13 protein-coding genes, 1 tRNA gene and 1 pseudogene are annotated in these 14715 nt (G+C 64.8%); 5 read left to right on the plus strand and 10 right to left on the minus strand.

Going from position 1 to position 14715, the window contains the following annotated elements:
• Positions 1–2 precede the first annotated feature (2 nt).
• A complete protein-coding gene (locus ACFVBH_RS38770) occupies positions 3–1091 on the minus strand; it encodes a serine hydrolase domain-containing protein (protein ID WP_379011108.1) in 1089 nt (362 codons plus the stop codon).
• A gap of 526 nt (positions 1092–1617) precedes the next feature.
• Here ACFVBH_RS38770 and zomB point away from each other — a divergent pair.
• Positions 1618–3567, plus strand: coding sequence for a flagellar motor control protein ZomB (zomB, locus tag ACFVBH_RS38775; protein WP_379011111.1), 1950 nt, complete (start codon positions 1618–1620; stop codon positions 3565–3567).
• 86 nt (positions 3568–3653) lie between these two features.
• Here zomB and ACFVBH_RS38780 read toward each other — a convergent pair whose 3' ends face one another.
• Positions 3654–4433, minus strand: coding sequence for a GTP-binding protein (locus tag ACFVBH_RS38780; protein WP_379011116.1), 780 nt, complete (start codon positions 4431–4433; stop codon positions 3654–3656).
• A 131-nt stretch (positions 4434–4564) separates the two neighbouring features.
• On the opposite strand from ACFVBH_RS38780, the gene ACFVBH_RS38785 reads away from it, so the two are divergent.
• Both ACFVBH_RS38785 and ACFVBH_RS38790 read left to right on the plus strand, forming a co-directional pair.
• Entirely contained in the window at positions 4565–5011 is a 447-nt protein-coding gene (locus ACFVBH_RS38785; protein WP_379011118.1) for a Zn-ribbon domain-containing OB-fold protein, read from the plus strand.
• Positions 5004–6203, plus strand: a complete 1200-nt coding sequence (locus ACFVBH_RS38790; protein WP_379011120.1) for a lipid-transfer protein — start codon at positions 5004–5006, stop codon at positions 6201–6203. Before ACFVBH_RS38785 ends, ACFVBH_RS38790 begins: the two co-directional genes overlap by 8 nt.
• A gap of 51 nt (positions 6204–6254) precedes the next feature.
• Here the strand turns inward: ACFVBH_RS38790 and ACFVBH_RS38795 are convergent, their stop codons facing one another.
• A complete protein-coding gene (locus ACFVBH_RS38795) occupies positions 6255–6926 on the minus strand; it encodes a DUF2625 family protein (RefSeq protein ID WP_354991329.1) in 672 nt (223 codons plus the stop codon).
• A gap of 151 nt (positions 6927–7077) precedes the next feature.
• Here ACFVBH_RS38795 and ACFVBH_RS38800 point away from each other — a divergent pair, with 151 nt between their 5' ends.
• Positions 7078–7389 (plus strand): hypothetical protein, encoded by a 312-nt coding sequence (locus ACFVBH_RS38800; protein ID WP_354991330.1) that lies wholly within the window; start codon positions 7078–7080, stop codon positions 7387–7389.
• A 100-nt stretch (positions 7390–7489) separates the two neighbouring features.
• On the opposite strand, the gene tnpB is transcribed toward ACFVBH_RS38800, so the two are convergent.
• The 3 genes from tnpB to ACFVBH_RS38815 all read right to left on the minus strand — a co-directional run bounded on the left by tnpB (position 7490) and on the right by ACFVBH_RS38815 (position 11310).
• Positions 7490–8854 (minus strand): IS607 family element RNA-guided endonuclease TnpB, encoded by a 1365-nt coding sequence (gene tnpB / locus ACFVBH_RS38805; protein WP_379011125.1) that lies wholly within the window; start codon positions 8852–8854, stop codon positions 7490–7492.
• 581 nt (positions 8855–9435) lie between these two features.
• On the minus strand, positions 9436–9666 hold the full coding sequence (locus tag ACFVBH_RS38810; protein ID WP_379011130.1) for a hypothetical protein: 231 nt from the start codon (positions 9664–9666) through the stop codon (positions 9436–9438).
• Between the two features lie 216 nt (positions 9667–9882).
• Positions 9883–11310 (minus strand): pentapeptide repeat-containing protein, encoded by a 1428-nt coding sequence (locus ACFVBH_RS38815; RefSeq protein ID WP_379011133.1) that lies wholly within the window; start codon positions 11308–11310, stop codon positions 9883–9885.
• 1173 nt (positions 11311–12483) lie between these two features.
• Here ACFVBH_RS38815 and ACFVBH_RS38820 point away from each other — a divergent pair.
• Positions 12484–12684 (plus strand): annotated as a pseudogene (locus ACFVBH_RS38820) (tyrosine-type recombinase/integrase); the annotation flags it as partial.
• 89 nt (positions 12685–12773) lie between these two features.
• On the opposite strand, the gene ACFVBH_RS38825 reads toward ACFVBH_RS38820, so the two are convergent.
• The 4 genes from ACFVBH_RS38825 to ACFVBH_RS38840 form a co-directional block, all read right to left on the minus strand.
• Positions 12774–12845 (minus strand) — tRNA-Val (locus ACFVBH_RS38825).
• Positions 12846–12897: 52 nt separating this feature from the next.
• Positions 12898–13362 (minus strand): peroxiredoxin, encoded by a 465-nt coding sequence (locus ACFVBH_RS38830; protein ID WP_354991333.1) that lies wholly within the window; start codon positions 13360–13362, stop codon positions 12898–12900.
• Between the two features lie 88 nt (positions 13363–13450).
• Positions 13451–13873, minus strand: coding sequence for a DUF3052 domain-containing protein (locus ACFVBH_RS38835; protein ID WP_354989756.1), 423 nt, complete (start codon positions 13871–13873; stop codon positions 13451–13453).
• Between the two features lie 126 nt (positions 13874–13999).
• Positions 14000–14557, minus strand: a complete 558-nt coding sequence (locus ACFVBH_RS38840) for a hypothetical protein (protein ID WP_354989757.1) — start codon at positions 14555–14557, stop codon at positions 14000–14002.
• Positions 14558–14715: the final 158 nt, after the last annotated feature.

A 14715-nucleotide genomic window follows, 5' to 3' on the forward strand; every position in this document is an offset into this window, starting at 1 on the left:
GCTCAGCTCCGGCACATGACCGATTCGACGAGCCTGCGCACCGGCCCGGAGAAGTCACCGGCGGCATCGGTGATCGACAGCGAGATGCTGTAGCGACCGTCCGGACTGCGCAGGGCGCGCGAGCCGAACCCGTTCACGTAGCCGGTGTGGCCCTGCCCCACGCAGCCGTCGCCGAGCCGGAACTCGTACAGCCCGAGCCCGTAGTCATAGGTGTCGTTCACGTGCCGGAACGCGCGCATCTCGGCCAGCAGATGCGGCGCCAGCAGCCTTCCGCCCAGCAGGCCGGCGAAGAAGGTGCTCAGATCCCTGGTGGAGGAGACGATTCCGCCCGCCGCCCACACGTACGAGGGGTTCTGGTCGGTGACGTCGAGCAGGCCGCCGCCGTAGTCGTAGTAGCCGTGCGCGTGCGGGCCGAGCACCCGGTCGAAGGTCTGCGGCACCCCGGTGCTCAACATGAGCAGCGGCAGCGTGATCCGGGTGTAGATGTTGACGTGATAGGGCAGCCACGACGCCTTCTCGATCAGCATGCCCGCGACGATGTAATTGGTGTTCGAGTACGCCCAGGCGCTGCCGGGCGCGAACTCCAGCGGCTTGTCGGTGGCCCAGTGCACGAACTCCGACGGCTGCCAGGTGCGGCGAATATCGCCGAGCGAATCACCCACCAGCGGGGCGTAACCCGACCCGCCGTTGAGGTAGTCGGGCAGCCCGCTGGTCTGAGCCAGGACCGTCCGCACCGTGATCCGGGGGTCGAAGCCGTACTCGGGCAGCCACCCGGCAACCCCGTCGTCGAGACCGATGCGGCCCTCGCCGACGAGTTGCAGCAGCGCGGTCGCGGTGAAGGTCTTGGTGATGCTCCCGATCCGGAACCGGGCACCCGCCGGAATCGGCTCGCCGCCGCCGAGGCGCACCACCCCGGCCGTGCCGTCCCACGGTCCAGACGGCGTCTCGACGTGCGCCTGCACCCCGGCCGCGCCGCTGGCGACGATGTCGTCGAGCGCCCGCTGCCAGCCACCCGGATCGGCGGCCGCGGGGGTGTGCACGACGCCCGCGAACATCATCGCGGCGGACAGGACGAGCAGGACTCGACGCATTGGGAGGACGGTAATCGGGGTTGCGCGGCAAAGCGGGGAGACACGCTTCGCTAACCGCGGGCGATCGAGGGTGGGCCGGTCGGCGGGATGTGCGGACGGCGAGCGGACGGCGACTGCGGTGCCCCGGCCGCGTATTCGGCAACGGCGGTCGGTCGACGGGTGCGGGGTAGCGCACCTGCCTCGGTGCCCGGTCTCGACGGCGAACCCGCGATCGACACCGCCCGCACGTCCGGTGCCGGAGCAGGCGGCAGCCGCGGGCGGAGTACGCGGCCGCCGATCGCGGGGCGGGCGGCTGGACCGCGCGGGGCGGGCGGCTTCGCGGCCGGTCTCTCCGGGACACGGGCGCGGCGCGACAGCCCCTGATATCAGCGGGTGGTCGCGGGCGCGGGATCTCATTAGCATCGCATACGAATGACGAGGGGGATCTCATGAGCTGCCGCTTCCGGCTGCCCGGCGCTATCCGGTCCGCGGGTGTGGCGCACCATCGAGGGAACCTGCCCCCGGTCGGCGGGGCAGGGCTCGTCCGGTGACGCTGACCCTCGAACGCGCGCCGGCATCGAATTCCGCGCCCGAGCGGGACCGGTCGCGCGCCCGGCTGTCACATCTCGTCCTCCTCGGTGGAACATGCCTCACCGCAGCGCTTTTCGTGCTGGGCGGGTGGGAGCGGCGCTGGATCGCCGACGACGGGCTGACCGTCCTGCGGACCGTGCGAAATCTACTGGCAGGCCACGGGCCGGTCTTCAACGCGGGTGAGCGGGTCGAGGTGAACACCAGCACCGCGTGGACGTATCTGCTCGCGTTCTGCACCGAATTGACCGGTGCGCGAATGGAATACGTGGCACTGGGCGTGGCGCTGACGCTGTCGGCGGCGGCGGTCGTGTTCGCCATGCTGGGCACCGCACGCCTGTGGGGTCGATCCCGATTGCTCTTCCCCGCGGGGATTCTCGTCTACATCGCGGTGCCGCCTGCCCGCGATTACGCCACCTCCGGGCTGGAATCGAGCTTGGTCATCTGCTGGCTGGCGGTGCTGTGGTGGGGGCTGACGCGCTGGTGCCGGGCGGCGCGGCCAGGCGCCGCCGGGGTGCTCGCCCTCGCGTTCGTCGCGGGCCTCGCACCGTTGATCCGGCCGGAACTCACCGTGATCGGCGCGGCGAGCCTGCTCGTGATCTGCGGCGCGGCAACACCGGGAACAGCGTTGCGGCCGTGGGCTTTCCGGTCACTGATCGTCGCGGCGGCCGGGCTGGCGCCGGTGGCGCACCAGGTGTGGCGGATGGGCTATTACGCGCTGCCGTACCCGAATACGGCGGTCGCCAAGGATGCGAGCGGGGCGAAGTGGCGGCAGGGGCTGCTGTATCTGTGGGACTTCACGGGACCGTACCGGCTCTGGGTTCCGCTGCTGCTCTTGGGCGCGGCGGGGTTGATCCTGGTGTACTCGGCCCGGACCGGTGACGGAAAGGGCCGGGTGGAATCCGCTCCGGCCGGTGTGCGACCGGCCGAGCTCCTGCGTGGCGCGCGGCGGCGGCTGCGCGGTCCCGGGGCCGTGGTGAGCGTCATGGTGGCCGGCTCGATCCTGCTGACCGGCTACGAGATTCGTGTCGGCGGCGACTTCATGCACGGTCGCATGCTGCTGCCCGCGCTGTTCTGTGCGCTGCTACCGGTCGCGGTGCTGCCCGCGACAGTCTCTGTCGCCCAAGCTGATTCAATCGGCGACGGAGATCGACGAACACGGCTCGGAAGAACACGATTCGCGACAATCGCCCTCCGGGCCACACTGATCGGGACGATCGGCTGGGCTTCGCTCGCCACCGGAGTCACCGCGATCGACACCCCCAACCGGATCACCGCCGCCGGCATCGCGGACGAACGCGGCTACTACATCCGGACCACCGGCCGCGCGCACCCGATCCGAGCCGAGGACTACCTGGGCTACCCACGGATCCGCGCCATGCTCCGCGACATCGCGAACACCCCCGGCGGCGGCCTGCTCGTCAACACCCCCGACTGGACCTGGCAGGTCATCCCACCCGCGGCCGATCCGCCAGCGCCCCACACGGTCTACTTCATCAACCTCGGCATGATCAGCATGAACACCCCGCTGCACGTTCGCGTCCTGGACCCCATGGGCCTGGCCTATCCCCTGGCCGCACACAGCTTCCGATTCCCCGACGCCCGCATCGGCCACGACAAGAACCTCGACACCGACTGGGTCATAGCCGATTCCGGCGCGGCCGACCGCTATCCCGCCCTGCCGCCCTACATCGGCGAGGACTGGGTGACCCGCATCCACACGGCCCTGACCTGCCCCAAGACCCGGGACCTCCTGGCTTCCACCCGGGCCCCACTGACCCGGGACCGCTTCCTGCGCAACCTCACCCACGCCTTCGACTACGCCGCCTACCGCATAGACCGCGTCCCCGAACACGAACTGGCCCGCTGCGCGCTGCCGGACCCGATCCCGCCCGCGCACCAGCGTTGAACCCGCGCTTCACCTTTCGCAGGTGGCGTACTTTCTCGCGCAGACAGGCTTGCGCTCGGCGACCGGCACGGTGGGGGGCCACCCGGTCAGTAATCCAGCGCGTGTTCGGGTTGGCACACGTCCAGCGGGGAAGGCAGGTACCGGACCATCGCGTCCAGGAGCGGGGCGGTGTCGTTGCTCTTGGGGGCGGCGCTGCACAGGATCGGCACGAGATCGCCGATCCGGGTGCGGCGGCGGACCCGGTGGTGGAACTGGTTCAGCGGGAGTTCACCGGGATGCGGGCCGGGGACGGGGTGGTCCAGGACCGTGTCCACCAGTGCGCGGTAGCGGTTCTCGGCCAGGTGCCAGTGCGGGCCGTAGAGCTCGGCGGCCAGGGGTTGCAGGGCCAGGATCTGCACGAGATCGATGACGCCGCCGAACGCCGCGCCCGAGCCGATCGGAATCTGCAACGGGAGCGGGGTCGCGCCCCGGGTCTCGGCGATCGTGCGCACGCAGCGGTCGAAGTCGGCGCCGGGATCGTCCAGGCCGGTGATCAGGCAGAGCCGGGCCACCTGATGATCGTCGGCGACGCGCAGCAGGGTCTCCAGACGAGGTCCGCGGCAGCGACCGGCGTGTACGACGAAGACCAGCCCGTCGGCCACCCGGATCTCGCGTTCCAGTTCCGCGAGCGGCGCGCGGCTCGAGAGCTCGGCTACCCGGATGGTGTGCTCGGCCCGCCCCGGCGCCCAGTGAATAACAGGTTCCGTGCTGGTCCGGGGTTTGCCGGAGCGGCGCAGCAGGTGGTGAACCACCCGGCCTGTCTCGTCCGGGTCACCGACGACGGTGACGTTGCGGATCGATTGCGGATCAATAGCTTTGGTGCCCATCGCGTTGTGGTACTCCAGGTCCGGGCGAGGACGCGTCGTATCCTCTGGCCGCCTTCACCGTACCCGCGCGTACGCGGGCGCGGAACAGATTCCCCCTCCCAAAATAGAACGTGTTCCTATACCGTCGGCTTGTGCAGAAAGAACAACGCCCCGCCGTGGCCGACTGGTTCACTGCGGATGACGGTCAGGTGCGTCTGCAGGGAACCCGGTGCAACGAGTGCGGCACACCGTACTTCCCGAAGAACACCCTGGCCTGCCGTAACCCGCAGTGCTCCGGTCCGCACGACGGCACCGAGCTCGCCGAGTACCTGTTTTCCACGCGCGGCCGCATCTGGTCGTACGCCGACGCCCGGTACAAGCCGCCCGCGCCCTACGTCTCGCCCGACCCGTTCGTGCCCTACGTCGTCGCGGCGGTGGAGCTCGAGGTCGAGAAGATGGTGATCCTCGGCCAGGTCGACCGCAGTTTCACGGTCGACGACCTGGCCGTCGGCATGCCGGTGGAACTCACCATCGGCACGCTGTACGAGGACGAGGAAGCGGAGCGCACGGTGTGGATGTGGAGGCCGGTCAATGACTGACACGAATCGCGACATCGCGGTCCTCGGCGCGGGTATGCATCCGTGGGGCAAATGGGGCCGCAACTTCGTCGAATACGGCCTGGTCGCCGCGCGCGCGGCGCTCGCCGATGCCGGGGTGAGCCATCAGGACGTGGGCTACATCGCGGGCGCGGACACCATCCGCAACGGCTACCCCGGATTCGTCTCGGGCGCGACGTTCGCCCAGGCGCTGGGCTGGTCGGGTGCGCAGATCTCGAGCAGCTACGCCGCGTGCGCCTCCGGCGCGCAGGCCATCGCCAACGCCCGCGCCCAGATCCTGGCCGGACTGACCGAGGTCGCGCTGGTCGTCGGCGCGGACACCACCCCCAAGGGCTTCTTCCAGCCGGTCGGCGGCGAACGCCGCGACGACCCGGACTGGCTGCGCTTCCACCTGCTCGGCGCGACCAACCCCATCTACTTCGCGCTCTACGCCCGCCGCCGCATGGCGCTGCACGGCGCGACCCTGGACGACTTCGCCGCGGTGAAGGTGAAGAACGCCAAGCACGGGTTGAACAACCCCAACGCGCGCTACCGCAAAGAGGTGTCGACGGAGGAGATCGCGGCCTCGGCCATCGTCTCGGACCCGCTGCGCCTGCTCGACATCTGCGCCACCAGCGACGGCGGCGCGGCCCTGGTCCTGACCTCCATGGACTACGCCCGCCGGCACGGCATCGCGGATCCGGTGCGGATCAAGGCGCTGTCCACGGTCACCCCGACCTTCCCGAAGACGGTGCTGGATCTGCCCGACTTCGCGACCGACTCGGCCGTGGCGGTCGAGCCGCCGTCCCGCACCTTCCGGTCCTCCCTCGCGCACGCCGCGTACGAGGAAGCCGGGCTCGGACCCGAAGATCTCTCGCTCGCAGAGGTTTACGACCTGTCCACCGCGCTCGAGCTGGACTGGTACGAGGACATCGCGCTCTGCGAAGAGGGCGGTGCGGAGCAGCTGCTGCGCAGTGGGGCAACCACTTTGGGCGGCCGCATCCCGGTGAACCCCAGCGGCGGCCTGGCCTGCTTCGGTGAGGCCATCCCGGCCCAGGCCATCGCCCAGATCTGCGAGCTCACCTGGCAGCTGCGCGGTCAGGCGGACGGCCGGCAGGTCGAGAACGCCAAGGCGGGCATCGCGGTCAACCAGGGCCTGTTCGGCCACGGTTCGGCCACCATCGTCACCCGCTGACGTCATCCTCGAAAACCCGGGCGCGGCCCGGGTTTTCGAGTCTCGCGTGCCTCAGTGCAGGGTCTTGGCGGTGGCGACCAGCAGGGCGATGACCTCCGACATGGGCGCCGCGCATCTGCTGGCGGCGCCGATATCGGTCCTGCCCTCGACCGTCCAGAGCGGCGGGTAGACCGAAATCCCCTGTCCCAGGGTGAGTGTGCGGATTTCGTAGTGCCAGTCCGGCCAGCGCAGATCCTCGTAGAACTCCGCCGTTCCGCCACCGAGTGCCCAGTGCACGAACGCCGAATGGCCGAACCCGATGGGATTCCACGCCAGGGTGTCGGGACCGAAATAGCAGACTTCCCCTGGCTCGCCGGGCAATTCGCCGCCGTTGACCGCGAAACGGCCGCCGAGCACGTCCACGGCGACGATCAGCGCGTCGGTCGGCAGCTCACCGGGCCTGCGCACGCCGTTGGAGGTGGCCAGGTCGGGCAGTTCCGCGCTGCCGCCGCCGAGTATGCGCAACCAGCCGTAGTCGACCAGGATGCCTCCGGTGTTGAGCGCGAGCGCGCCGAGGGTCGAACGTGCGGTGACCTGCAAGCGAATCAAGGTGTCGCGAGCCCGTTCCGGGTCCGGCGGCAGCACGGTCACGGGGACGGTAGCCCACCTCACCAGTTCCCGAAGCTCGGGCCACGCGGGGTCTTTCACGTCCGCCAGTTCTTGAATAGCTCGAATCGACGACACCCCTCGATTGTTCCACCGAACAACCGAACTCCGCTGCCCCCGCGTAACACTCACAGTCGCGCGGAGATCTTCCAAGGGGCCTGATCGTGTTCACGAGCACATCGGGCAGACTCGATCCCGCAAACCGAACACAACCGCTTGGAGTGAACGAATGCGCAAGATTTTCTCCGCCACCCTCCTGACCGTAGGCGCCGCGTCCGCGATCCTGGTGGCCCCCACCGGCACCGCCTCCGCGATGGACCCCGCCTGCCTGGCGGCGGCCGACGTCATCAACAGCTACAGCTCCCTCGGCCCCCGCCCCTACGAGCTCGACGACGCCGCGACCCGCCTCCGCGCGATCGAGGCGACCGGCGACGTGGACGCCGCGATCGACGCCTACGCCGACGCCCTCCAGAGCCGCGACAACTCGATGGTCGGCCAGGCGGTGGTGGTCCTGAACGGGATGTGCGCCCGGACGGCGTAGTTCCCCGCTTTCCGCAGCACACTTCGGGCCGGGCCGTTTCGACGGGCCGGCCCGGAGTGTCGGGGCCGCACGCTGTGCGGCGCAGAGGGTTTCGAACCGTTCAGGATGGTCGAGCATCCCGAGCCGGCGGATTGCTCCGCTTGCGTTGGCCCACACCGGCAGGGGCGGGTCTTCTCGTGGCAGTACCCGTCGCCCGCGAACCGCGGGGCTTACCGGAGTTTCCATCGAGCGAGTTTTTCGTCCCGGCGCAACTCGCCGAGGACGTCGTCGCCAACGCCGCCAAATTGCGGGCGGCATTGAGATCGCGGTCCAGCGTCACTCCGCAGGAATCGCACTCGAACGTTCTGTCGTTCAGGCGCAGTTTGGTTTTCACTACGCCGCACTGTGAACAACGTTTCGAGCTCGGATACCAGCGGTCGGCCACCAGCAGCCGCACACCGGCCCACTCGGCCTTGTATTCCAGCTGCCGCCGGAACTCACCCCAGCCCACATCCGAAATGACGCGGGCAAGACGCCGATTGGCCAGCATCCCCGCGATGTGAAGATCCTCGATGACTATCGTGCCGTAGCGACGTACCAGTGCGGTGGTGAGCTTGTGCAGGCCATCGCGGCGGAGGTCGGCAACTCGTGAGTGAGCGCGTACGAGCAGCGCCCGAGTTCGGAGCCAACGCTTCGAAGGCGATGACCTATCCCGCTTGTCGCAGCCTCGGCGACGGGCAGCGCGGCGCTGCAGAACACGGACTCGACGCGACGAGCGTTCGAGAAGGCGTGGGTTGGCTACAACCTCGCCGTTGGACAAGACGGCCATCGAACGCACGCCCAGATCTACGCCGACAACCTCGTTCACTCGCAACGGCCGCGGGTCGGCGCGGGTGATCTCGACAGAGAACGACACGAACCATGTGCCGGCTCGCAGCGACACCGTGGCCGATCGAACGCGCCCGGTACCGCGATCCAGGTGTCGAGCCAGCTTGCGGGTCGACTCGCAGGTGCGAACGGTGCCGATACGCGGCAGCCGGACGTGCCTCCGGTCATCCGCCAGTCCCAGTGCACCGGTGGTGAACCGGACGGACATCGCACCGGACTTCCGCTTGTAACGCGGAAATCGCATCGCGGGTCCCGCCCGCACACCCGTCCGCGAATCCGACCAATTCTTCAATGCCGCTGCCAGATTCGCCAGGCCGGAAGCATAGGCTTCCTTGGAATTCTCCGCCCACCACGGCGCCACAACGTCTTTCGCTCGATTCCAGTCCCTGCGCAAGCCGTAGGCCGACCACGCCACAACCGGCGTCAGTTCACCCCCTGACAGCCCGTAGGAGACTTCCGCTTCTCGCTGGCCCAGATTCGCCCGAATCCGCTTCAGCCCCCAGTTGTAGGCGAACCGCTGCGCCCCACAGTGCGACCGAAGCTCTCGCTCCTGATTCGGCAGTGGGTCGAGCGCGAATCGATAAGCCTGAATGACCACGCGCCCACCCCCCGGAACGGACCAACACCAACCTTCGAAACCCTGTTCGAATACTATCCGAGTGGTTCGGTCTGAGGCTGGAAAAGCGCCGACTCGCGTCAAACGAAAAGACATGCACCCGTCGGGCACCTGCCTCATCCACCGTTGGGCGCACGCGGTTTCGAACAGCGGACCGCTGGTGTGTGAAACCGATTCGGCCATAGCTGACCACTTGCGTGCTTCGACCTGCGCTTCATGTTCGACTATTTTCCGCAGGCCAGCGGATTTCGTGGTTGCTACATTAGGACAAGACCGGACTTGCCAAACCACGTCCGGACACCTGCCTGCAACATGATTTGCTACATCCCGACCGACCCCTGCCGCACACCTGTCATCGAAATGGTAGCCAAGGAGCAGGCGCCCCCTCTCCTGTCAGCATCGAACCTGCGACCTAGGGACTATAACGCCCCGTGCCCAAAACAGTGTCCCGGAATGCAAGAATCCTGCTCACGACCGACCATTTCCCAGAAACACCCAGAGTTAATCCCACAGATGCCCATAGAATTCCAGGTCAAACAATGCTCCCGACATCCCATAGCGAACTATTCAGATGGATTAGCGAGATCAGCCGGTTGCTCAAGATTCTGCGCCCTCTTTCTTTGCTCTGCCTTTAGTCGATGCACTTCGGAGGCGAACTCTTTGAGCGCCTCATATGGATCACCAAGGTACTTATAGCGACCGACCTCAATTTCCAGCGCCTCGATTTCATGCTCGATATCGTCAGCGGTTTGCTGCAAGTAGAAGCTACGTTCTTTGAACTTGAAATAGGCCATAAGGCCGCTTACCACGTCCACCGTAAAAGCAACTGCAACAGGTACAGGAACTTCTCGGCCATGCATCGATTCGAACGACCCAGCGCTACGCCAAATTGGGCGCCAGCCAATGGGACCTCGTGCGGCAAGTACTCGGCTAATACCGCGTGCTACACGGATGCCAACACGGACTAGCCCCAAGATCGAACGCCGCATCAATAAGTCGTCAGCTACAAGTCAAAGAACGACGGCGTCCGGCTTTAAATCAGGGGCTTCACTCCAATCGAAAGCTAACGGCAGAGGTGAATTAATATTTCTTAGCACTACCGGCTTGTCCCCAAAATTGACACCGGTAAATATCGCCCCTTGATTAAAAGTAGCGTTCGAGAAATTAGCACCACCTCGAAATTCCACCGAGCTAGTTCCGAGACTTCGCCTGCCGGCGTATCCCATTCTTTCGAAGTGCACTTTTCCTTCGAATACAGTTCCTTGAAAAACTGCTTCATCTTCGAAAATAGCACCTAAGAAGTAGCACTCTGACATGAATTTCACGGGGCCGCCGTCGATAAACTTCGATTCCGTTTTCGATGTCCGGAATAACTTATCGCGAACCGCAGATCTTCCACCCACACTAAATTTTCCAAACTTGCATCCAATGAAGTTAGCCATCCCGTGAAAAACAGTGTCGACAGAAAATAAGACACTGCGAGTGAACTGGGAAAATTCGAAACTTGCATCGACCTTAAAGGTACAGGCAGAAAAAACCACCATGCTGGCAAAAGTCTCCTCGAAGGAGAATTCGCCACCAAAATTGCATGATACAAATCGTGCCCAAGTGCCAAAGAAGCGTGCGTTCGTGAATTCGCACTCATTGTCGAACTGTGCACCATCAAAAGAGCAATTACTCTCGAAATGAGCACCAGCGAATGAGACAGCCTCCTTGAACTTCACCCCTTGGAAGTTCGCATCGCCTACAAAACGCGTTCCAGCGAAGCTCACTGCACCAAATGTACAGTCTTCAAAATTCACATCCTCAAGAGTTGCAGACCGAAAGTCGAAACCATAGCAACTCCACGATTCTCCCGAATCTCCGACATTCCTTAGATGCTCTGCGATCATTCGCAGTATAGTGAGTCGCGATATCCTATCGTTCTGCCGGAATTCGTAGTGCTCAGTAACGTCTCCGGCTCCTACTGTACCGTCCGGGTTCAATCGCGGCGATGTCACGGTGCGCTTCACGCTATCAGAATTTCCATGCACAGGACTGTAGGGCAGTCGAAGATATCCACAGAGTACTTCGATGCATACTTGAGCATCCACTCTATTTCCCTGCGCGGTCCATTCATCCACTAATGCCGCGAGCGAGAAGGCACCGGCTATTCGCACTGTAGCCATCGAATGAGAAAGCTGGAGGACAGCATCGGTGAATCGTTTTCGGAGCTCCCGCTGCAGTCCTTCGCTGTATTGCTCGACGCTCAGCTGATAGGCATTAGCTGTAATCAGTTGGGTTTGAGCGGCAGTTCGCTGATTTTCATCTGCGGTGCGCTGACGTCGATACGCGAGATACGCCGCAGCACCGGCTACCGTCAATGCTACGAGAGCCACGGTTACTCTCGTAGCCTCGAACCACTCACCTTGATTCAAGTCATGCTCATGAATCTTCACCCATGAGCCTTGACCATCAATCAATCTAACAAACACCGCCAAAACTACCGCAGAGAACGCTGCGGTAACAGCAACACCAACTGAACAATAGATTAGCAGAGAGCGAGCGTCATCCGTTCGATGACGCGACACTGGACGCTCTGGAGACTGAAGACGAGAAATTCTCGGGTCATCCGACACTCTCTGAATCTTGCCAGACGCACCTTGGATTGGAACTGTTTTGAAGGCAATTGATATCAACTCAACGCGTAAACACCACGCCCGATACCATGAACGACACGTGTGAACGTCGACCTCTCGCCATCGCGTCGGCAACGCTAGATCCACTGGCTCGTTAGAGCAAGTCGATCAAGCCTGCAAGGGGCACCCCTATGAATGAGGTGACCTGTTATTAGAGTCCCGTTTGGCCTGGCAAGGGAGGAGAACAGGTGCTTCTGATCTTGGCGGCATTGCGCTTAAGAGACCGCGCGGGAGCGACGCCGTGCCGACGAGCTGACCCCGCCAAGGTCGGAGTGGCGACGACTTTGCGCAATTCGCCTGTCTACGGCATCCGACTGATCTATGTTCCGGTTTGCACGCGTAGCTGGGGCTCGTACGCGGTCAAGGGCTGGCCCCGCGCATTGGCTGTCCCGCCATGCGACGAGAGTGCGTGCACCGTACACGCGACGGTCCGCCGTCTCTGGAGCGAGGAGAGCCTGCGGGGCCGGCAGAATCGCCCAGGCAAGCGGGACCGAGGGTCTCTCGGTTCCACCCGTTGAAGCCGCCTCGAAAGTGTTGTGGGCGTCGGACTTCCAGTTCGACGCCGCTGTCGGCGGCTGGACATTGAAGATCGCGTCGATGATCAACGCACTTGATCTCGACGCATTTAGGGCTACAGCTGCCCCGACCTGGGCCAACTACCGAGCGCCGATGTCTGGAAGACGCCGCCTTCGAACCACTCCGCCTTCCTCTTGAAACTGGTAGTCGTTGTCTATCGGCACCGGTATGCGGACAGTTAAGGCTCAGAGGTCACCCAAAGACCGCGGTGCTCGCTGCTGCGGTCAAGAAGGATGGTCTCGGTGAGCCGCCTTCGCTCCAATACGCCGCGGACCGGCGACACGTGCGTAGCATCGCCCATTCGATCAGGACAACTTCAAGAAGCGCTTCGCCGCCGCGGTCCGCGTCGCCTGGGTCGGCGAAGGCGAGGACCGACGGCGACTCGGCAAGGTTCGGCCGCACGATCTCCGGCATACCTACGCCGGCCGCCTCGTACGAGCCCGGGTGCCCCTGCAACAGGTACAGGAACTTCTCGGCCATGCATCGATTCGAACGACCCAGCGCTACGCCAAATTGGGCGCCAGCCAATGGGACCTCGTGCGGCAAGTACTCGGCTAATACCGCGTGCTACACGGATGCCAACACGGACTAGCCCCAAGATCGAACGTGATACACGAAAACCCAGGCATGGCGGGGGCCTTCAAGGGTGGGCGCACGCGGTTTCGAACCGCGGACCGCTGGTGTGTAAAACCAGTGCTCTACCACTGAGCTATACGCCCGGAGCGCCTGGCGTGAGCCAAGATCCGTGCCGCCCGAAAACCGGGCGACGGGTTATGAATCTAGCGCGGCGAGGGCTTTCTCCCAAGCCTGCTGGTCACGGGCCTCGCCGGGGCCGTTCATCTCCGAGAAACGGACCACGCCGTCCTTGTCGATCACGAACGTCCCGCGGTTCGGGTAGCCGGACTTCTCGTTGAAGACGCCGAAGGCGGTCGCCACCGCGCCGTGCGGCCAGAAGTCGGATAGGAGGGGGAACGTGTAGCCCTGTTCCGCGGCCCAGATCTTGTGGGTCGGCGGGGGGCCCACCGAGATCGCCAGGATCTCGGCGTTGTCGTTCTGGAACTTGGGGAGCTCATCGCGAACCTTGCACAGCTCACCCTGGCAGATGCCGGTGAAGGCGAGGGGGTAGAAGACCACCAGGACGTTCTTCTTGCCGCGGTAGTCGGACAGGGAGACTTCCTGGTTGTTCTGGTCCTTCAACGTGAAGTCCGGTGCGAGCGTGCCGACTTCGAGCGGCATGCGGGAACCTCCATCCTGTCAGGGCAGTCGTAGACGGCGCGCCACACGAGGTGGCGCGCCGTCTACCGGAAAACCTTAGCGAAGCGGCTCAGCGCTGCTTCGAGGGCGTCTTGGGCTGCACCAGGCGGCTGCCGGACCAATCACCGAGGCTGATCGACGAGGTCTGGGTCAGGCCGGCCGGCTGGGCCGATTCGGCGATCTCCGCCGGATCGACATGGCCGGGATGCCCGGTCTTGGGGGTCAGGACCCAGACGATGCCGTCATCGGCCAGCGGCGTGATGACATTGAGGAGCTCGTCGACCAGGTCGCCGTCACCATCCCGCCACCACAAGAGCACGGCGTCGACGACCTCATCGGTGTCTTCGTCGAGCAGTTCCGACCCGATGGCCTCTTCAACGGCGGCCCGCAGGTCGTCGTCGGTATCGTCGTCCCAGCCCAGTTCCTGAATCACCATTCCGTGTGAAATGCCAAGCTTCTGAGCGTAGTTCTGCGCGTCCGCCGCGGCGACCACGGTGGCGTCCTCCTCAACTCCAGACAATAGGTAGATGCAAGCGAACATGGTTATGGGCCGCAGCGCAAGCTGATCGACCGAATTCGCACCCTAAATGTCGTATGTGAGACTCCGGACGACACGGCCTCACCGGGCCGGGCAGGCGCTCCGGACGGCGTTCAAAGCATCGTTGACCTTGCGACTTGCGTCGTTGAGCGGTCCCACGAGCGCCGTACTGGACATTTTGCTCACTTCCGCGGCGAGTCCGCGCGCGGCGGCCACGTAGTCGGTGAACTTCTGCGCCAGCTCGGCGGGCAGGTCAGCGCCCGAGGCACTCACCTGAGCCTCGACGGTCCGCGCGGCGTCCTCCAGCGCGGTGGCGGCGGTGTCACGCTTCGCGGTCTGGTCCCCCGCGTTGGCGTCGTGCGCGTCGACGAAATCGTTGTAGCGATCCACAGCCGTGCCGGTCGTGGTGCGGAACGGAGTGCAGTTGTCGGCCGTCGCCTTCGCCTCGGCCGCCGCCTTCTTCGACGAGCTCGCGGCCGCCGACGACGTCGCCGCCTCGGCCCGATACGCGGTCGCGTCGGCCTCGTTCACCGTCGGCGTACCCTCGATTTCATTGGCGCAACCGGCCAAAACCAGCCCCAGACCGACCGTGGCTGTGGCACAGGCCAATCCGAACCTCCGCGGGTTCAGCAACTTCATCGTCCTCCCCGTTCCTGCCTCGGCCGGTTCCCTGGAAACCGTACGCGATTCTCGACTGACATGATGACCTGGGACGCACCATGCACAAGGATGTGAGGTGCGCCCTGGACCAATCGTTACGGGTATGCCGCCCACCAGCGACAACCCGGGGTAATGAC

The organism is Nocardia sp. NPDC057668, assembly GCF_042799795.1.
Classification (GTDB): Bacteria; Actinomycetota; Actinomycetes; order Mycobacteriales; family Mycobacteriaceae; genus Nocardia.